We start from the raw sequence: 18,267 nt of genomic DNA on the forward strand, positions 1-18,267 counted from the left end.
GCCGCCCTGAAGCGTTCGCCCTCGAAATCCAACATTGACCATGATCGCAAGGTCGCATAATCTATGCCGCACCCGCCGTCCCAACCTTCAACTGTCTGTGGGACATTGCCAGCTGGTGCTCGAGCGTCTGTTGCTCAAGGGCAGCATTGTCGTCAAGAAGGCGTATTGCGACTGGGACCGCTATAAGAGTTTCAAAGGTGCAATGCACGAGGCCAATTTCGAGTTGATCGAGATTCCGCACGTGCGTCAATCGGGCAAGAATTCCGCGGACATCCGGCTTGTCGTCGACGCGCTCGACCTTTGCTATACGAAGTCTCACGTCAATACGTTTGTCATTATCAGCGGCGATTCGGACTTTTCGCCCCTTGTGTCGAAATTGCGTGAGAACGCGAAACAGGTAATCGGCGTCGGCGTCCAGCAATCTACGTCAGACCTGTTGATCGCGAACTGCGACGAGTTCTTTTTCTACGACGACCTGGTGCGCGAGAGTCAACGCGCTGTCGCCAAACGGGAGTCGTCGCGGCAACAGAAAAGCGCTCAGCCGACAGCCAAACCGTCGCAGGACGAAGAGAAAAGCCGCAACAAGGAAGACCTCGAAAAGCGCCGCACGAAGGCTGTCGAGATCGCCGTGCAGACGTTCGACGCGCTTGCTTCGGAGCGAGGCGACAGCGGGAAAATCTGGGCGTCGGTGCTCAAGAACGCGATCAAGCGGCGCAAGCCCGATTTCAATGAAACATATTACGGTTTTCGCGCGTTTGGGAACCTGCTCGAAGAAGCGCATGCGCGCGGCCTGCTTGAATTTGGCCGCGACGAAAAATCGGGCGCCTATGTGTATAGGAGTACGGTTTCAGGCGTTCTCGGAGAAAGCGCGGGCGAGCCCGTGGCCGAGCAGACAGGGGCACCTGCGGGCGCGCCTGTCGACATGACGGAGGAAGCGGAACAGCCCGACGTTCACCAGACCGTTGGAGCGGCGCAAGCGGATCAGGGAAAAAAGCAGGACTCTCGTCGTCGGGGTCGCGGTGAGCGAAAGCGAGCCGCGAGCCAGCCAGCCGCGCGCGAAGTCGCACATGAACGGGCGCGCCAAAGCGCGCGTGATACCACGCAGGAAAGCGCGCACGAAACGGGACCGCAAGCAGCACAACAAACAGCATCGAAATCCACAAACGCCGGACACAGCGAGGAAGAAGGAGAAGGAGAACACCGGCACGGTCAAGCCGAACCGGGAAATCCGCCAACAGTAACGACGCATGCGCCGGCGCGGGGAAACGACGCCTCGTCGGAATTGCAGCGACCGCCGACGGCAGAACCGGGCCATGCTTTAGACCAGGACGCCACCGCCGAAAGCGCCGAATTGCCGCCCGCCGACGCGACGCAGTCCAAGCGTGGCAAGCAACGCGAGCCACGCGAGCCACGTAAGGCGGCGGCGAAGAAAACCCGCAAGCCGGCAGCCGCAGCGTCGGGCGACAAAGCAGACACCGCGGATACCGCTGAGACCGCACCGTCTTCGACCATCGCAGACGAAACACCCAAGGCCCGCAAAAAAGCGGCGCGAAAGACCACCTCGTCGCGCAACCGCGGGCCGCGCAAGACAGCGGGAGGCAATGACGCCGAATAGGTCACACCTGCGTCACGCCTCTCGGCCGCGGCATGCGGGCCTCAGTAGTACGGGTAAGGCGCGTAAATAACCGGCGGCGGTCCGTAATAGCGCGGCGGCGGCGCAACGTAGACGGGTGCCGGCGCATAGACCGGCTGCGGCACATACACCGGCATTTGCGGCTGCGAGATCGTATTGCCCTTCGAGGTCATGCATTGCGAGTAGGCCGCGTCGTATCGTGCTTGCAGGCTATTTGCCGAATACTGCGCGCCGTTCGCGCCCGCGGCACCGCCCACCAGCAAACCGCTGCCAGCGCCGATAGCCGCGCCCGCCCCTGCATTACCGGCTGCCGCGCCAATGAGCGCGCCGACAGCCGCCCCGCCCAACGTGCCCACCGCAGCACTGTTGACGCTGTTCGTGGTTGCGCTCTGGGAAGCACCGGCCGGATCTGACGAGCGGAACGCATAGTCGCGGCAAGCGTAGTCGTCTTGCTGGAATTGACCGAGCGGCTCGCCGCTGCGCGGCAGAGCCACCACCGAAGGACCACTCGGCGGCACCACGGCGCAACCGCCCAGCAACGCAAGGGCGACGGCGCACAGAGGCAACGCGACGCGTATGGGTGTGAGACTCGGAATCATGATGGTGCGATTAGCATGAGATTGGAAATCACACGTTATGCCAATGCACGCACGCAATGTTTACCGGATGGTTACCGTATGTTTTGCGCGGACCGCAAAGCCGCGCTGGGAGCCTGAGCCGCGCGCCTCGCCTCATCGCACGGTTACGAACGGTGACAAAGATTGCACGAGCCCGAAACCTCGAGCTACGGCGGCGCGCAGAAAGTAAAAAGCCCTCGCGCGGAGGGCTTTTCCTGATGCCTGGTTGATGCCTGCTACAGTCAGAAATTACGCAAAGTTCTTCGACGCAAATTCCCAGTTGACGATGTTCCAATACGCCTCGACGAACTTCGGACGTGCGTTGCGATAGTCGATGTAGTACGCGTGTTCCCACACGTCGATGGTCAGCAGCGCTTTTGCGTCCGTGGTCAGCGGCGTGGCAGCGTTGCTCGTGGACACGAGATCCAGCGAACCGTCGGCCTTCTTCACGAGCCATGCCCAGCCCGAGCCGAACGTGCCGATCGCGGTCTTCGCGAACTCTTCCTTGAATTTGTCGAACGAGCCCCACTTCGCGTTGATCGCGTCCGCCAGCGCGCCGGTCGGTGCGCCGCCACCTTGCGGCGACAGGCTGTTCCAGAAGAACGTGTGGTTCCACACCTGGGCTGCGTTATTGAACACGCCGCCCGACGACTTCTTCACGATTTCTTCGAGCGACAGGTTCTCGAACTCCGTGCCCTTGATCAGATTGTTCAGGTTGGTCACATAGGTCTGGTGATGCTTGCCGTAGTGAAATTCGAGCGTCTCTTCCGACATGTGCGGAGCGAGTGCGTTTTTCGCGAACGGCAACGGCGGGAGCGTATGTTCCATGGTGCTTTCCTTCAGTCTGTATCTGTTGTGGGGAGTCTGCGGATAACGCTTCAGAGCATTCGATTGTAGGCGACTTGGAATAACCCCGCAAACCAACGGACTTTATGTCCGACATCGGCGAATGGTCCGCAAAAACGGCGTCATCGCTGCGTGCGTTTTGCTGCATTTTGCCGAGTTTTGCTGAGGAGGCGCCGCCTCGGACAGTCAAAACTACACACACGCAATAAAGTCCTTTGCGGTCAGCCCGACGTCAAAAACCATCGGCAAGACGCGGCTGCACGTCGGCCAATGCGACGTCGGCGGTGCCCTCGGCGAGATGCATCGTCAAGCGGCGCCCCGGTTTGAGCGACGAAGGCGCGCGCACCGCGCGACCGGTCTGTGCATCGAGCACGGCCGCGTAACCGCGCTCGAGCGTGCGCTGCGGACTCAACACTTCGAGCCGCGCCGACAGCGTCGCAATCCGCACGGCCTGACGTTCGTGCTGGCGCAACAACGCGGCGTCGAGCCGTTGCGCGAGACTGCCGAGCCGCGCCTGATGCGCGGCGAGATCGGGACGCCAGCGCTGCCAGCGCATCTGCAGCAGCGAAAAACGCGCTCGGGCATCGCGCACGGGCCTTGCGCCCGCCGACGCGAGTCGCGCGCTCAGCTGCTGCAAATGCGTGCGCTGCCGCGCGAGACGCTCGGCGGGCGACACCAGCCGGCGCGCGAGCCAGTCCAGCTGCTGGGCGCGCCGCTCCATCATCCGGCCGAAGCCGCGCGCCAGCGCCGCATGCCGATGATCGAGCTCGCGCAACAGCAGCACGCGCTGCGGGCTCACCAGTTCGGCGGCGCCCGTGGGCGTGGGCGCGCGGACATCGGCGGCGAAATCGGCAATCGTGAAATCGGTTTCGTGACCGACGCCGCTCACGACCGGAATCGCGCTCGCGGCAATGGCGCGCGCGAGCACTTCTTCGTTGAAGGCCCACAGGTCTTCAATCGAGCCGCCGCCGCGGCATACGATCAGCACGTCCACCTCGCGCCGCGCGCTGGCTGCGTCGACCATCGCCGCCAGCTTCGCGCTCACGCCCGCCCCTTGCACCGGGGCGGGATAGATGATCACCGGAATATGCGGCGCACGGCGCGACAGCGTGGTGAGCACGTCCCGCAGCGCGGCTGCCTGCAATGACGTCACGATGCCGATGGCGCGCGGGTGCGAGGGCGGCGCACGCTTGCGTTCCGCGGCGAAAAGGCCCTCGGCTTCGAGCTGGGCCTTGAGTCGCAGGAACGCTTCGTAAAGACGGCCCTGACCGGTCCGCCTGACCGCTTCGACGTTCAGTTGCAACTCGCCGCGCGGCTCGTACATCGTGACGAGCGCCCGCACTTCGATACGGTCGCCTTCCTTCGGCGTGAATTCGGCGTACTGCGCGCGGCCGCGGAACATCACGCAACGCATCTGCGCCTGCGCGTCCTTGATCGAGAAGTACCAGTGGCCGCTGGCGGCGCGCGTGAAGTTCGAGACTTCGCCCGCGACCCACACGAGCGGAAACGAGCGCTCGAGCATGCTGCCGATTGCGCGGTTCAGAGCGGAAACCGGAACGACGACTTCGCCGCCGGGCATCGTCGACGAGGTAAAGGGACTGTCGGAATTCATGCGAGGGATCGTGGTGACTGGCCGGACAGACGATAGACCGACCGGCCATTCCCGTCCAGCGCGCGGAGCAAATTGTTAAAAGTGTCCACATGTCGGGACTCCCAAGGCAGATTCCGCCACGCGCCGGGCGAAACTACTGAAAAGAGGGGCATCCTCTTGATTTCTATGAAATTTAACGATTGCCCTGCCGGTGTTTCGCCGATGCAAGGCGCCCGCAACGGCCCTCGCGGGTGAGCGGAAGGCCGGTTCTCCACAAAGTTATCCACAGGCACAACGAGGCCCGCGCGGCGCGGCGACGGCATAAGAAGCAGCCCTCGCGACTTGCAGCCGGGGACGCGTGCGCGCTAGAGTGGCGGGTTCGGCAGTAACGGAAAGCCGCGCCGTGGGGGGCCGCCTCGGGCCTGCGACGGACGACGTCAACGCATGCCGCCCGCCTTGCCGCCGCTTTTCCTTCTGTGCCGCAATTTTCGACCGTCCGGAGAATCGCGCTGATGCCTGTCCCGCGTATCGCCCCTGGCGCCTTTATGCCGCCCTCGCGCCGACCCGCGAGCAGTGCGCCGCCTGCCCGCCCGGCTTGCCGATGAGCGGAATCTTCGATCGTCTCGAAACGCGCGTCGCGCGTGAGTGGCAGCACCGCGGACCGCTCGCCTGGTCGCTGACGCCGCTCGCGTGTCTGTTCGGCGCTGTCGCCGCGTTACGCCGCGCCGCCTTCTCGCTCGGCTGGTTGAAGTCCGTGCGCGTGGGCGTGCCAGTCGTCGTGGTGGGCAATGTGACCGTCGGCGGCACGGGCAAGACGCCGACTGTGATTGCGCTCGTGGAAGCGTTGCGCGGCGCCGGCTTCAATCCGGGCGTGGTGTCGCGCGGCTACGGCGCCCGCGTGAAGACGCCGACGCCGGTGACGCCTGCATCGGCGGCCAGCGTGGGCGGCGACGAACCGTTGCTGATTTCGCGGCGCACCGGCGCACCGGTCTGGGTATGCCCCGACCGCGTGGCGGCGGCCGAGGCGCTGTGCGACGCGCATCGCGATGTGGATGTCATCGTCAGCGACGACGGCCTGCAGCACTACCGCCTCGCGCGCGACGCCGAACTCGTCGTGTTCGATCACCGTCTTGAGGGCAACGGTTTTCTGTTGCCGGCGGGTCCGTTGCGCGAACCGCTCTCGCGCCCGCGCGACGCCACGTTGATCAACGACCCTTACGCCAAAACGCTGCCCGCCTGGCCGAACACGTTCGCACTTCAATTGGCGCCCGCCGATGCGTGGCACCTCGAGAACCCCGCGTTGCGCCGTCCGCTCGCGCAGTTCAGCGGCGAGCGCGTGCTCGCGGCCGCCGGCATCGGCGCGCCCGAGCGTTTTTTCGCCACGCTGCGCGCCGCCGGCCTCTCGCCGCAGACCCGCGCGCTGCCCGACCACTACGCGTTCGAGCGCAATCCTTTTGCCGACGCCCACGCGGATGCCATCCTGATAACAGAAAAGGATGCGGTAAAATTAGGGTCCTGGCGCGACGCGCGCATCTGGGTCGTTCCCGTCGAAGCCGCGCTCGATCATCGCCTCATTGCATTAGTTGTGGAGAAAGTCCGTGGACGCTCGCCTGCTTGAAATCCTCGTCTGCCCGATCTGCAAGGGCCCGCTCAGCTACGACCGTTCCGCGCAGGAGCTGATCTGCAACGCCGACAAGCTGGCGTATCCAATCCGCGACGGCATCCCCGTCATGCTGGTCGACGAGGCGAGGCAGACGGTCGAAGGCACGCCCGTCGATCTGAATCCGGGCTCCGTGGCCTGACGCGCGACCGGCTAGCGGGCGGCGAACCCACGGACGGCACGACGGCGTCAGGCTTGCGCCCCGCGCAGGCGGCACGTGCCAGCAGTGTTCCGAGGGCGCCTGCGTGGTAGTTTGAACCTTGACTGCCTGTCGCCCGCCGGCTCCTGGCGGCGGCGTCGTTGCTGATCCGACGTCGCGGCCGTCGTCGCCGACTCACCTCCTGCATTCCAACCTTGCCCTCTCCGATGAACCACATCGACACTGCCACGCCTCCGTTCATCGCCGTCGTGCCGGCGCGCCTCGCGTCGACCCGCCTGCCCAACAAACCGCTCGCCGATATCGGCGGCAAGCCGATGGTGGTACGGGTCGCCGAGCGCGCACGCGAGTCGGGCGCACAGCAAGTGTTGATCGCGTCGGACGCGCAGTCGGTGCTCGACGCCGCCCGTGAACATGGTTTCGACGCGGTGCTGACGCGCGCCGATCATCCGTCGGGCACCGACCGTCTCGCCGAAGTCGCGTCGCATTTCGGCTGGAGCGACGAGACGATCGTGGTCAACGTGCAAGGCGACGAACCGCTGATCGATCCGTCTCTCGTGTGCGGCGTCGCGTCGCACCTCGCGGCGCGCAGCGATTGCGCGATCGCGACCGCGGCACATCCCATTGCCGATGCCGCGGAAATCTTCAATCCGAACGTCGTCAAGGTCGTGCTCGACGCGCGCGGCGTCGCGCTTTACTTTTCGCGCGCGCCGATTCCCTGGGCGCGCGACGCCTACCAGCCGCACTGGCCCGACGTCGCGTCGATGCCCGTGCCGCCCGCGCCCGCAGTGGTTCATCGGCACATCGGACTGTATGCGTATCGCGCCAAATTCCTGCGCAGCTATCCCGATCTCGCGATCTCGCCGATCGAACAGGTCGAAGCGCTCGAGCAATTGCGCGCGATGTGGCATGGCGAGCGCATCGCGGTTCTGGTCACGCCCGAGATGCCGCTTCCGGGCGTCGACACGCCTGCGGATCTCGCGCGTGTGCGGGCTTTATTCGGGTCTTGAGCGCAAAAACCCGTGGCATAATCGGACGCTTGTGCGCGCCTCCTGTTGTTAGCGAGAGCCAGGGTTTGCCCGGTCGCTCCGCACGTATTTCTGCAGCGCCGTCCTCGACGTGCAGCGCGAAATGCGAAGCGGCAGCCGACGCGGGTCCCTCGCCCCTCGTAGGATGGCTGCAGCGCCACCAAGAATTCACATAGATCTGGAGATACACATGCGTTTGATCCTTTTGGGTGCACCCGGCGCGGGCAAGGGCACTCAGGCAAACTTCATCAAGGAAAAGTTCGGCATTCCGCAGATTTCCACCGGCGACATGCTGCGCGCGGCCGTCAAGGCCGGCACGCCGCTCGGTCTCGAGGCGAAGCGCTTCATGGACGCGGGCGAACTCGTCACGGACGAGCTGATCATCAACCTCGTGAAAGAGCGTCTGCAACAGCCGGACTGCGCCAACGGCTATCTGTTCGACGGCTTTCCGCGCACCATCCCGCAAGCCGAAGCGATGAAGCAGGCGGGTGTCGCGATCGACTACGTGCTGGAAATCGACGTGCCGTTCGACGAGATCATCATGCGGATGAGCGGCCGCCGCTCGCACGCCGCGTCGGGCCGCACGTATCACGTGAAGTTCAATCCGCCGAAGGTCGAAGGTCTCGACGACGTGACGGGCGAACCGCTGATCCAGCGCGAAGACGACAAGGAAGAAACGGTCAAGAAGCGCTTGCAGGTGTACGAAGCGCAAACCAAGCCGTTGATCGACTACTACAACGGCTGGGCGAAGAACGGCGACGCCACTACGTCGTTGAAGGCACCGCAGTACCGCCGCATCTCCGGCCTCGGCACGGTCGAAGAAATCCGCGACCGCGTGTTCGAGGCGCTGAAGTAATCCAACGCTTCGGCCTTCACCGGCAAACGAAACCCGCCCTCTTCCGGCGGGTTTTTTATTGCGCTCGATTGCGTTCTTCATGCCCTTCTGCACGATCGTTTTAATTTGCTCGTCGGCGATGACGATGTGGGATCATCCATGATCGACAAGCGATTCGATGTGGACGTTATTTACCGTATCAAGCAAAGGAGCAGAGATGGAGATTCGTGACAACGCATTCCTGATCACCGGCGGCGCCTCGGGCCTCGGAGCCGCCACGGCGCGTCTTCTCGCGGAGAACGGCGGCAAGGTCGTGCTTGCCGATCTGAACCAGGACGCGGGCGAGGCGCTGGCGGGAGAACTCGGCGGCGTCTTCGTCAAATGCGACGTGAGCCGCGAAGACGACGCGACGCGAGCCGTGGAAGCGGCGACGAAGCTCGGCACGCTGCGCGGCCTCGTCAATTGCGCGGGCGTCGCGCCCGCTGCCAAGACCGTCGGCAAGGACGGTCCGCATCCGCTCGACTCGTTCACGCGCACCATCTCGATCAATCTGATCGGCACGTTCAACATGATTCGGCTTGCGGCCGCCGCGATGTCGAAGAACGAGCCCAATGCAAACGGCGAGCGCGGCGTGATCATCAACACGGCTTCGGTTGCTGCCTATGACGGCCAGATTGGCCAGGCGGCCTACGCGGCGTCGAAAGGCGGCGTGGTCGGCATGACGCTGCCCATCGCACGCGACCTGTCGCGCAACGCCATCCGCGTGATGACGATTGCCCCCGGCATCTTCGAAACGCCGATGCTGCTCGGCATGCCGCAAGAGGTCCAGGACGCCCTCGGCGCCATGGTGCCGTTCCCGCCGCGCCTCGGCAAACCGGCGGAATACGCGATGCTCGCGAAGCAGATTTTCGACAATCCGATGCTGAACGGCGAGGTGATCCGTCTCGACGGCGCGATCCGGATGCAGCCGAAGTAAGCCCATTTGCGCCGCACGCCGCTTTTTCCGCGCGGAGCGAAGCGGCGCAGCGCATTGCACTCCCCTGCAATCCGGGCCAAGGAAAAACGCCTGCACATGAAGCATGTGCAGGCGTTCGGTATTAACGCGCCCGAAAGCAGCAAGTGCCGGTTGCTAATCGCCTTCGTTATGCTGCGTGCGCTGACGCAATTCCTGCAATTGCGACTCGACGACCGTTGCGTCTTCCGCATCCGGACATTCGCCGAGATAACGCTCGAGGTCTTCGAGCGCCGGGCGCAGATAATCGAGGCGCGCGTACGCGAAGCCGCGGTCGCGGACTTCTTCGATACTCTCGGGCAGCAGAATCACGAGACGCTGCTGCACGGCAAGCAGACGCTGCCAGCGTTCCGTCTGCAAGTAAGTGGACTTCAGATTGCGCAACATGCGCGCGATGATCTCGCGCCGCGTAGCCGGCTGCAGCAGCATGCGCAGCGCCCGGCTGACCGATTCGCCGGCCGAGGCCACATAGGGCTCCAGCATGTCGACCATTTCCGACTCGGACAGCGAATGTCCGCTGGTGGGGTCGAGCATGACGTCGCCGTCGGGTGTGGTGACGCGCAGCAGGAAATGGCCGGGAAACGATACGCCGCGCGCCGGAATGCCGACCTGCTCGGCCATCTCCAGATACAGCACCGCGAGCGAAATCGGAATGCCGCGGCGACGCTTGAGCACCGCGTTCAGGTGGCTGTTGTCCGGATCGTAATAGTCGTTCAGATTGCTCGCGAAACCGAGTTCGCGGAAGAAAAACCGGTTCAGAATGCCGACTTTCTGGCGAATGTCGGCGTCGTCCGGCATGCGGCGCTGCAGGCGCACCACCAGCTCGTCGATCTCGGCCAGCGTGCCTTGCAGATCGAGGTCGGGGTAAGCGTCCTGCGCGAGCGAGAGCGCCGCCTCTGTCAGCGGCAAACTGTCGTCTTCGGCGACGAGCGTGCTGAAATAGTCGAGAACTCGCGTCATCGTGATCACTTCACTCGCCTTTTGAAATACGCGTATTTGAAGCCCATCAGCCAAAGCATACCGAAATATAGCGCAGCAAACAGCACGAGGCAGGCCGCAAGCAGCGCGATACGGTCGAGTGGCCGGTCATGCATGCCGATCCAGTCGAAGCTGCGCGACAGCCAATGCATGGCACCCGCGAGGACGAGACACGCGCCGAACAACTGCACGAAGAACTTGAGCCAGCCGCTCGACGGCATATAGATGCCGCGCTTGCGCAGGCCGAGGAACAACAGCAGCGCGTTACCGCAAGCACCAAGCCCGACGCTCAGCGTGAGCCCCGCGTGCGCGAAAATCGGCACGAATACGTAGTTGCTCAACTGCGTGAGAAGCAGCACGACGATACCGATTTTCACCGGCGTCTTGATGTCCTGCTTCGCGTAGAAGCCGGGCGCGAGAATCTTGATCAGGATGAGGCCGATCAGCCCGACGCCATAAGCCGCCAGCGCGCGCCCCACCATCACGACCGCATTGCCGTCGAACTTGCCGTAGTGAAACAGCGTGGCCGTCAGCGGCTCGGCGAAGAAAAACAGCGCGACGGCACTCGGTGCGGCCAGCAGAAACGTGACGCGCAAGCCCCAGTCGAGCAGCGAGGAATATTCGTGCGGGTCGGCGTCGACGTGCGCTTTCGAAAGGCTCGGCAACAGGATGGTGCCAAGCGCGACGCCGAGGAGCGCGGTCGGGAACTCCATCAGCCGGTCGGCGTAATTGATCCAGGACACGGCACCCGGACCAATGCGCGACGCGATGTTCGTATTGATGATGAGACTGATCTGCGCGACGGACACCGCGAACATCGCCGGCACCATTTTCCAGAGCACACGCTTCACGCCGCGATGCGCAAGCGCGCGCAGCGGATTGAGCCCGATGCGCGGCACCATGTCGATTTTCTTCAGGCCGGGCAATTGCACGACGAATTGCAGCACGCCGCCGGCGATCACCGCCCACGCGAGCGCATAGACCGGCGTGTGCACGCGGGGCGCGACGAACACCGCGGCGACGATAAACGACACGTTCAGCAGCACCGGCGCGAACGCGGGCAGCGAGAAGTTCTTGTACGTATTCAGCACGCCGGACGCGAGCGACGTCAGCGATATGAAGATGATGTACGGGAACATGATGCGCGTCATGGCGACCGCGAGCGCGTACGCCTGGCCTTCGTGAGCAAGGCCGGAGGCGACCACGAACACCACGCCCGAGGCGCCCAGCACGCCAAGGAGCGACAGCACCGCGAGCGCCCAGGCGAGCACCGTCGACGTGGCGTCGACGAGCGCCTTGGTCGCGTCATGTCCCTGCTGGTTCTTGAACTCGGCGAGGATCGGCACGAAGGCCTGCGAAAACGCGCCTTCGGCGGAAATGCGGCGCAGCAGATTGGGAATGCGGAAGGCGACGTAGAACGCGTCAGTGTATTGACTGGCGCCGAACGCGCGAGCGATCAGCGTTTCGCGGGCCAGTCCGGTCACGCGCGACAACAGCGTGAAGCCGCTGACCGTCAGCAGGGCTCGGAATAGATTCATGGGGCGCTTATTATACGGGTGCTGCAAAGGCGGACGACGAGCCAGGAAGCGATTCGGACCGATTTGGCTCGCAGACGTTCGGCGGCGGCGGCGAAATCCGCTGGATTTTGTTGTCCGCGGGGGACGCGGCGCGCGGCCGGCCGCGTCCCTGACCAAGGTTCCGACGGCCGAACCGTGCAGCGCCCGCAGCTCAGAGGCGCTGGCGCTCTAGTGCATTTCCGTTGCCACGTCCCTGATTTTGTTGCTATAATCGCCGGTTTCGAAGCTCGCTCAGTTGTCGAACGTTCGCGGACGGCTTCCGGAAGAGGTCCAGGTCGGCACGAAGTTACCTGCAGTAGTTACCTGCAGCTGCCCGCCCATGCCTCCTTACATGCCGGAACATGGCGCCGCAAACGCGGGCCCGGCTTCGCGTAGTAGTTCGATCGTGTTTAGTTCGATCGTTTTTCGACACTTTTGCGCTCTTGGGCAATCGCTTCCAAGAGTTCGGATCTAAAAGCAGCGCCTCACCACTTGAAGGTCAGGTACTGGAAACAGGAACAGGATAAGGAACCGTCATGGCTAACTCCGCACAAGCACGCAAGCGCGCCCGCCAGGCCGCCAAGGCAAACTCGCACAACTCGGCACTGCGCTCGAAGTTCCGCACGGCTATCAAGGCAGTGCGCAAGGCGATCGACGCCGGCGACAAGGCTAAGGCCGCTGAAATCTTCCAGGCATCGTCGAAGACCATCGACATCATTGCCGACAAGAAAATCATTCACAAAAACAAGGCAGCTCGCCATAAGAGCCGCCTCGCCGCAGCCATCAAGGGTCTGCAGGCGTCCGCAGCACAGTAATTCCGGTCAGCCCGCTCCGGCGGGCTACCTCCTGTTTCCGCTGCGCATGAAAGCCCGCTTTGGCGGGCTTTTTTGTTTGCGCTGCGTTTGCGCGTCGTCGCTCGCCGCTGCCGGAACCGCCACCGTCGCGCATAAAAAAACCCGCCGATTGCGGGTTTGCTTTGCGGCGAGCCTGCTCGCCTTGCCTCAGATGATGTGCCGCTTCGCTTGCGGCGGGGGCGCATGCTCGAGTTCGAGCTCGCAGGCCTCGGTCACCACGAGGTCGTTGTCTTTCGCGAAGTTCATGACGAAATCGAACGCCATGGGTTCGATGTCACGCAAACGGGAATCGAGAATCACGCATTTCAGGTCACCAATCATGGTGGGCCGGACATACAGCGAGTACTGCATGTAAGCGTTCGGGCCTTTCTTCGCGCCCGGTCCAAATGCCGACATCACACCCGCGAGACGCTCCGACCAGTCGCTCGGCCGGAATCTTTTTCCCGTCGACGTGATGCCCTGAATGAAGTATTCGGTTGGAGCTGCTTCGGCCATGTAGAAATACCTGTGTGACTGCCCAGCGGAAGACGGCGACAGCAAACAATAGACGGACTGTAAAGCGCTGTGCCCCGCTTTGTGCCCGCCGTGTGCCCGGCCTCCATGCGCCGATCGTGAGCGCCCGCGCCGCGCAGACCGCAACCGTGCAGGACGGGCGGCTTTACGCTGACCGCGGTGTGGCCGCTTTGACGCGTGCCGCGCACGGCGCCGCGCGTGCAGCGGCGACCCGTGCGGACCACGAGCCGGCCTTGCGAACGGCGCTAGCGATGCCGTGCCCCGACGAGCCAGGCACCGGCCTGGTGGGCCTTGGAAGAACCCGCAGATTATAGCGCAGCGGGTGTTTTTCCGCACTGCACACAAGCTTATTCCGACAGCGCAGCAAGACTTTCAAACCGCTTTCCCGGCCCTTACCCGGCCTTTTGGCCGACTCGTCAAACGAGGCGAAATCCTTTATGCTGCATGGAGTTACCACAAAACGACGGCGGCGCCGTCCGGCACTCCTGCCGGGTGAGACCGCCGTATTTGTTTCATGACCGCCAAGAAAATTCGCCACTATCTGCAGTTCAAGGATTTCTCGCTAGACGACTACGAGTACGTGCTGGAGCGCGCGCGAATTCTCAAGCGCAAGTTCAAGAACTACGAGACTTACCATCCGCTGCACGACCGCACGCTCGCCATGATCTTCGAAAAGAATTCGACGCGCACGCGCCTGTCGTTCGAAGCCGGCATTTTCCAGTTGGGCGGCCATGCCGTCTTCATGAGCACGCGCGACACCCAGCTAGGCCGCGGCGAACCTATTGAAGACGCGGCGCAGGTTATCTCGCGCATGGTCGACATCATCATGATCCGCACGTTCGGTCAGGACATCATCCAGCGCTTCGCGGAAAATTCGCGCGTGCCGGTGATCAACGGGCTGACGAACGAATATCACCCGTGCCAGGTGCTGGCCGACATCTTCACGTACTTCGAGCATCGCGGTCCGATTCGCGGCAAGACGGTCGCGTGGGTTGGCGACGCCAACAACATGCTCTACACGTGGATCGAAGCGGCGCAGATTCTCGGCTTCAGGCTGCGCCTCTCGACGCCGCCCGGCTACAAGCTCGACCGCGCGCTCGTCGCGGCGGAAAGCGCGCCGTTTTTCGAGGAATTCGACGACCCGAACGAAGCATGCGCAGGCGCCGATCTTGTCACCACCGACGTGTGGACCAGCATGGGCTTCGAAGCGGAAAACGAAGCGCGCAAGAAGGCCTTCGCCGACTGGTGCGTCGACGCGGAAATGATGTCGCGCGCTCATCCAGACGCGCTGTTCATGCACTGCCTGCCGGCCCATCGCGGCGAAGAGGTGAGCGCGGAGGTGATCGACGGTCCGCAAAGCGTCGTGTGGGACGAAGCGGAAAACCGTCTGCATGTGCAAAAGGCGTTGATGGAATATCTGCTGCTCGGCAAGCTCAATCACTGAGTTCGAGCGCCTTGCCGCGGCGGCGGCGTCGGGCGCGACGGGGCGACGGGCGCGGCGGGGCCTCGACCGCGAGGTGACGCGCGCCGCCTGGCGGTCGCAGCCGCGGGTGAAGCCGCAGCGCTCCTCGCAGCAAGCCGGCAAACTGCGCCGCCAGACGCCAAAAACGCGGACTCTCACCGATTTAGTGTCAAAATAGTTGTTTTCCGCGCTCCGGAACCGCCGGCGCGCCTTGTGTTCCCGCTTTCTCCAGCTACGAGTTCACCATGAGCGATATCAAGAAAGTCGTGCTCGCCTATTCGGGCGGCCTCGACACCTCCGTCATCCTGAAGTGGTTGCAGGACAATTACGACGCCGAAGTCGTCACGTTCACGGCCGACATCGGCCAGGGCGAAGAGCTGGAACCGGCGCGCAAGAAGGCCCTGCAACTGGGCATCAAGCAGGAAAACATCTTTATCGAAGACTTGCGCGAAGAATTCGTGCGCGATTTCGTGTTCCCGATGTTCCGCGCCAACACCATTTACGAAGGCGAGTACCTGCTGGGCACGTCGATCGCGCGTCCGTTGATCGCCAAGCGCCAGATCGAGATTGCCCGCGCCACCGGCGCGCAGGCCGTGTCGCACGGCGCAACCGGCAAGGGCAACGACCAGGTTCGCTTCGAACTCGGTTACTACGCGCTGGAGCCGGGCATCAAGGTGATCGCGCCGTGGCGCGAATGGGACCTGCTGTCGCGCGAAAAGCTGCTCGCTTACGCCGAAAAAGCCGGCATTCCGATCGAAATGAAGCACAAGCAGGGCGGCGCGCCGTACTCGATGGACGCGAATCTGCTGCACATCTCGTTCGAAGGCCGTCACCTGGAAGACCCGAAAGCGGAAGCCGAGGCCGACATGTGGCGCTGGACGGTGTCGCCGGAAGCGGCACCCGATCAGCCCGAATACGTCGACATCGAATACGAACACGGCGATCCGGTCGCGCTGAACGGCAAACGTCTGTCGGCGGCGGAAATGCTGACTGAACTGAACCGCCTGGGCGGCAAGCACGGCATTGGCCGTCTGGACCTGGTGGAAAACCGCTACGTCGGCATGAAGTCGCGCGGCTGCTATGAAACGCCGGGCGGCACGATCATGCTCAAGGCGCACCGCGGCATCGAGTCGATTACGCTCGACCGCGAAGTCGCGCACCTGAAGGACGACCTGATGGCCCGCTACGCGTCGCTGATTTATAACGGCTACTGGTGGAGCCCGGAGCGGCGCGCGCTGCAAGTGCTGATCGACCACACGCAGGAAAAGGTCAACGGCTGGGTGCGCGTGAAGCTGTACAAGGGCAGCGTCTCGGTCGTCGCTCGCGATTCGAAGGAAACGCTGTTCGACAAGACGATCGCCACGTTCGACGACGACGGCGGCGCCTATAACCAGGCCGACGCCGGCGGCTTCATCAAGCTGAATGCGCTGCGTATGCGGATCGCGGAGAACGCGCGTCGTCAGCGCGGCTAGGCGCTAGCACCGGCAAGGCTTGGCCAGGACGCCCCGGCGCGGGTGCGTTTGTCGCGCATGCATCGAACGCCAGCGCAATAAACAGGCCAAAAAGAAAGGCGCCGAGAGGACACTCCGGCGCCTTTTTTATGTGCGACTCAAACCTCGGCCCATTCGTGCGGCTCGCCTCACGCGATCACGAGCACACGAGCACACAAGCTCGCGCGCTCACAAGCAAACCGGCTCGGCTTCCAGCTCGACGCCGAATTTCTCCATGACGTCATGCTGGATCGCACGCGCAAGCGTCAGTATGTCTGCCCCGCTCGCGCCGCCGCGATTGACGAGCACGAGCGCCTGACGCTCGTGGACGGTCGCCGCGCCGATTGAACGGCCCTTCCAGCCGCATCGGTCGATCAGCCAGCCGGCTGCGAGCTTCACACGTCCGTCCGGTTGCGCGTAGGAGACAATGTCCGGCTCGCGGCGCTTCAGCGCGTCGAACTGGTCGGCGCCGATCACCGGATTCTTGAAGAAGCTGCCCGCGTTGCCCAGTTCGAGCGGATCGGGCAGCTTGGCGCGCCGCACGGCGACCACCGCGTCGAAAATGGCCCGCGCGTCGGGTTCCTCGCCGCCCGCCTCATAGCCGTTCGCCGCCAGTTGGCGCGCGAGATCCGCATAGCTCGCTCGCGGCTGCCACACCTTCGGCAAACGGAAGGTGACCGATGTGATGACGAAACGGTCGCGCCCTTCCCGCTTGAAAAAACTGTCGCGATAGCCGAACGCGCAGGCCCGCGCGTCCAGCTCGACGGTGTTGCCTGACGCCAGCTCGACGGCGCGCAGCCATGCGAAGCGCTCGCACATTTCCAGCCCGTACGCGCCGATGTTCTGAATGGGCGCCGCGCCGACCGTGCCCGGAATCAACGCGAGGTTTTCGAGACCCGGCAAGCCTTGCGACAGCGTCCATGCCACGAACTCGTGCCACGGCTCGCCGGCAGCCGCCTCGACATAGATTGCCTCGGCGTCCTCACCGACGACGCGGCGACCGCGCAGCGCAACGATGAGCACGAGTCCCGCGAAGTCGCGCGTCAGCACGACGTTGCTGCCGCCGCCCAGCACGAGCCGCGGCAAACCGGCCGCGCGCGGATCGTTCACCGCCGGGAGCAACTGCGCTTCATGTTCGATGCGGCACGCCCATTGCGCACGGACATCGAAACCAAAGGTGTTATGCGCCTTCAGCGGATAGCCGGCAATAAACTCGGGGGAATCGGATTGGGACATCGGAATAGAGCGTTGACGACGGACGGAACTGCTGCGGGCTGCGGAGCCCGCGCGGCGGCGTTGGGCAAATGAGGGTGGCGTCGGTAAAATGACGTCGGTCCGTGATTATAGCGAGTGCCTCGCGACGAGCCGCCGGCCGCGTCGCGCACCGCCGCACTATTGGGAGAATGCAATGCCATCGTTTGACGTCGTCTGCGAAGCGAACATGATCGAAGTCAAGAACGCGATCGAGCAGTCCAACAAGGAAATCTCAACCCGCTTCGACTTCAAAGGGTCCGACGCGCGCGTCGAACACAAGGAAAACGAGATCACCGCCTATGCCGACGACGACTTCAAGCTCGGCCAGGTGAAAGACGTGCTGCTCTCGAAAATGGCCAAGCGCAATGTGGACGTGCGCTTTCTCGACTACGGCAAGATCGAGAAGATCGGCGGCGACAAGGTCAAGCAGGTCATCAAGATCAAGAAAGGCGTGTCGGGCGATCTGTCGAAGAAAATCGTGCGCCTTGTGAAGGACAGCAAGATCAAGGTCCAGGCGAGCATTCAGGGCGACGCCGTGCGCGTCACCGGCGCAAAGCGCGACGATCTGCAAAGCGTGATCGCCTTGCTGCGCAAGGACGTGACCGACACGCCGCTCGACTTCAACAATTTCCGCGATTAAGGTCCATTTGTCGAGGCTGATCGACGCCTACAGGCGCTTATCGACTCAGCGCCGCGCCCAAGCCGCACCCGGCGCTGCAACGGCGAGTGGAAGGCAGGAACCCGCAAGCGCAACCGTCGATATGACAGAGCTTGCCTGACT

Annotated in this window: 17 protein-coding genes; 10 read left to right on the plus strand and 7 right to left on the minus strand. The window is 63.6% G+C overall.

The genetic code is table 11. The features are described 5' to 3' along the window. The first annotated feature begins 40 nt into the window (after nt 1-40). Nucleotides 41-1,615 carry an NYN domain-containing protein gene (locus tag HV711_RS12060; protein ID WP_244142662.1) on the plus strand — a complete coding sequence of 525 codons (1,575 nt, stop codon included), beginning with the start codon at nt 41-43 and terminating at the stop codon, nt 1,613-1,615. Between the two features lie 41 nt (nt 1,616-1,656). Here the strand turns inward: HV711_RS12060 and HV711_RS12065 are convergent, their stop codons facing one another. The 3 genes from HV711_RS12065 to xseA form a co-directional block, all read right to left on the minus strand. Continuing rightward, a complete protein-coding gene (locus HV711_RS12065; protein ID WP_013589437.1) occupies nt 1,657-2,232 on the minus strand; it encodes a glycine zipper family protein in 576 nt (191 codons plus the stop codon). A gap of 267 nt (nt 2,233-2,499) precedes the next feature. Further along, entirely contained in the window at nt 2,500-3,078 is a 579-nt protein-coding gene (sodB, locus tag HV711_RS12070; protein WP_015003605.1) for a superoxide dismutase [Fe], read from the minus strand. Between the two features lie 250 nt (nt 3,079-3,328). Continuing rightward, nucleotides 3,329-4,708 carry an exodeoxyribonuclease VII large subunit gene (gene xseA / locus HV711_RS12075; protein WP_035480917.1) on the minus strand — a complete coding sequence of 460 codons (1,380 nt, stop codon included), beginning with the start codon at nt 4,706-4,708 and terminating at the stop codon, nt 3,329-3,331. Between the two features lie 580 nt (nt 4,709-5,288). On the opposite strand from xseA, the gene lpxK reads away from it, so the two are divergent. The 5 genes from lpxK (at nt 5,289) to HV711_RS12100 (ending at nt 9,343) form a co-directional block, all read left to right on the plus strand. Further along, complete coding sequence (gene lpxK / locus HV711_RS12080) at nt 5,289-6,305, plus strand: tetraacyldisaccharide 4'-kinase (RefSeq protein ID WP_035480972.1); 1,017 nt, start codon at nt 5,289-5,291, stop codon at nt 6,303-6,305. Then, a complete protein-coding gene (locus HV711_RS12085; protein WP_006050060.1) occupies nt 6,286-6,489 on the plus strand; it encodes a Trm112 family protein in 204 nt (67 codons plus the stop codon). The genes lpxK and HV711_RS12085 overlap by 20 nt, the downstream gene beginning before the upstream one ends. Before the next feature lie 224 nt (nt 6,490-6,713). Next, the gene (gene kdsB, locus HV711_RS12090; protein WP_035480920.1) at nt 6,714-7,514 is read left to right on the plus strand and encodes a 3-deoxy-manno-octulosonate cytidylyltransferase; all 801 of its coding nucleotides are present in this window, start codon (nt 6,714-6,716) and stop codon (nt 7,512-7,514) included. Nucleotides 7,515-7,722: 208 nt separating this feature from the next. Then, nucleotides 7,723-8,388 (plus strand): adenylate kinase, encoded by a 666-nt coding sequence (adk, locus tag HV711_RS12095; RefSeq protein ID WP_013589442.1) that lies wholly within the window; start codon nt 7,723-7,725, stop codon nt 8,386-8,388. Nucleotides 8,389-8,584: 196 nt separating this feature from the next. Further along, entirely contained in the window at nt 8,585-9,343 is a 759-nt protein-coding gene (locus HV711_RS12100) for a 3-hydroxyacyl-CoA dehydrogenase (protein WP_015003610.1), read from the plus strand. Nucleotides 9,344-9,496: 153 nt separating this feature from the next. Here HV711_RS12100 and HV711_RS12105 read toward each other — a convergent pair whose 3' ends face one another. Both HV711_RS12105 and murJ read right to left on the minus strand, forming a co-directional pair. Beyond that, complete coding sequence (locus HV711_RS12105) at nt 9,497-10,339, minus strand: SirB1 family protein (protein WP_013589444.1); 843 nt, start codon at nt 10,337-10,339, stop codon at nt 9,497-9,499. A gap of 5 nt (nt 10,340-10,344) precedes the next feature. Continuing rightward, entirely contained in the window at nt 10,345-11,895 is a 1,551-nt protein-coding gene (gene murJ, locus HV711_RS12110; RefSeq protein ID WP_035480923.1) for a murein biosynthesis integral membrane protein MurJ, read from the minus strand. A gap of 554 nt (nt 11,896-12,449) precedes the next feature. On the opposite strand from murJ, the gene rpsT reads away from it, so the two are divergent. After that, nucleotides 12,450-12,728, plus strand: a complete 279-nt coding sequence (gene rpsT, locus HV711_RS12115; RefSeq protein WP_013340322.1) for a 30S ribosomal protein S20 — start codon at nt 12,450-12,452, stop codon at nt 12,726-12,728. 186 nt (nt 12,729-12,914) lie between these two features. On the opposite strand, the gene HV711_RS12120 is transcribed toward rpsT, so the two are convergent. Beyond that, nucleotides 12,915-13,262 carry a DUF3579 domain-containing protein gene (locus tag HV711_RS12120; protein WP_013589446.1) on the minus strand — a complete coding sequence of 116 codons (348 nt, stop codon included), beginning with the start codon at nt 13,260-13,262 and terminating at the stop codon, nt 12,915-12,917. Nucleotides 13,263-13,794: 532 nt separating this feature from the next. Between HV711_RS12120 and argF the strand changes: the two genes are divergently transcribed. Both argF and HV711_RS12130 read left to right on the plus strand, forming a co-directional pair. Next, the gene (gene argF / locus HV711_RS12125) at nt 13,795-14,724 is read left to right on the plus strand and encodes an ornithine carbamoyltransferase (RefSeq protein WP_013589447.1); all 930 of its coding nucleotides are present in this window, start codon (nt 13,795-13,797) and stop codon (nt 14,722-14,724) included. A 263-nt stretch (nt 14,725-14,987) separates the two neighbouring features. Further along, complete coding sequence (locus tag HV711_RS12130; protein ID WP_015003613.1) at nt 14,988-16,214, plus strand: argininosuccinate synthase; 1,227 nt, start codon at nt 14,988-14,990, stop codon at nt 16,212-16,214. 207 nt (nt 16,215-16,421) lie between these two features. Here HV711_RS12130 and murB read toward each other — a convergent pair whose 3' ends face one another. Beyond that, nucleotides 16,422-17,468, minus strand: coding sequence for a UDP-N-acetylmuramate dehydrogenase (murB, locus tag HV711_RS12135; protein ID WP_035480926.1), 1,047 nt, complete (start codon nt 17,466-17,468; stop codon nt 16,422-16,424). Nucleotides 17,469-17,640: 172 nt separating this feature from the next. Here murB and HV711_RS12140 point away from each other — a divergent pair, with 172 nt between their 5' ends. Continuing rightward, nucleotides 17,641-18,126, plus strand: coding sequence for a YajQ family cyclic di-GMP-binding protein (locus HV711_RS12140; RefSeq protein WP_013589450.1), 486 nt, complete (start codon nt 17,641-17,643; stop codon nt 18,124-18,126). The last annotated feature ends 141 nt before the right edge of the window (nt 18,127-18,267 follow it).

Origin of the sequence: Paraburkholderia phenoliruptrix (genome assembly GCF_902859825.1) — a bacterium.
GTDB lineage: Bacteria > Pseudomonadota > Gammaproteobacteria > Burkholderiales > Burkholderiaceae > Paraburkholderia > Paraburkholderia phenoliruptrix.

Bases quoted from the DNA above. Each gene is read 5' to 3' on its own strand.
- HV711_RS12060 (WP_244142662.1), top strand. From the start codon at position 41: ATGATCGCAAGGTCGCATAATCTATGCCGCACCCGCCGTCCCAACCTT.
- HV711_RS12065 (WP_013589437.1), bottom strand. From the start codon at position 2,232: ATGATTCCGAGTCTCACACCCATACGCGTCGCGTTGCCTCTGTGCGCC.
- sodB (WP_015003605.1), bottom strand. From the start codon at position 3,078: ATGGAACATACGCTCCCGCCGTTGCCGTTCGCGAAAAACGCACTCGCT.
- xseA (WP_035480917.1), bottom strand. From the start codon at position 4,708: ATGAATTCCGACAGTCCCTTTACCTCGTCGACGATGCCCGGCGGCGAA.
- lpxK (WP_035480972.1), top strand. From the start codon at position 5,289: ATGAGCGGAATCTTCGATCGTCTCGAAACGCGCGTCGCGCGTGAGTGG.
- kdsB (WP_035480920.1), top strand. From the start codon at position 6,714: ATGAACCACATCGACACTGCCACGCCTCCGTTCATCGCCGTCGTGCCG.
- adk (WP_013589442.1), top strand. From the start codon at position 7,723: ATGCGTTTGATCCTTTTGGGTGCACCCGGCGCGGGCAAGGGCACTCAG.
- HV711_RS12100 (WP_015003610.1), top strand. From the start codon at position 8,585: ATGGAGATTCGTGACAACGCATTCCTGATCACCGGCGGCGCCTCGGGC.
- HV711_RS12105 (WP_013589444.1), bottom strand. From the start codon at position 10,339: ATGACGCGAGTTCTCGACTATTTCAGCACGCTCGTCGCCGAAGACGAC.
- murJ (WP_035480923.1), bottom strand. From the start codon at position 11,895: ATGAATCTATTCCGAGCCCTGCTGACGGTCAGCGGCTTCACGCTGTTG.
- rpsT (WP_013340322.1), top strand. From the start codon at position 12,450: ATGGCTAACTCCGCACAAGCACGCAAGCGCGCCCGCCAGGCCGCCAAG.
- HV711_RS12120 (WP_013589446.1), bottom strand. From the start codon at position 13,262: ATGGCCGAAGCAGCTCCAACCGAATACTTCATTCAGGGCATCACGTCG.
- argF (WP_013589447.1), top strand. From the start codon at position 13,795: ATGACCGCCAAGAAAATTCGCCACTATCTGCAGTTCAAGGATTTCTCG.
- HV711_RS12130 (WP_015003613.1), top strand. From the start codon at position 14,988: ATGAGCGATATCAAGAAAGTCGTGCTCGCCTATTCGGGCGGCCTCGAC.
- murB (WP_035480926.1), bottom strand. From the start codon at position 17,468: ATGTCCCAATCCGATTCCCCCGAGTTTATTGCCGGCTATCCGCTGAAG.
- HV711_RS12140 (WP_013589450.1), top strand. From the start codon at position 17,641: ATGCCATCGTTTGACGTCGTCTGCGAAGCGAACATGATCGAAGTCAAG.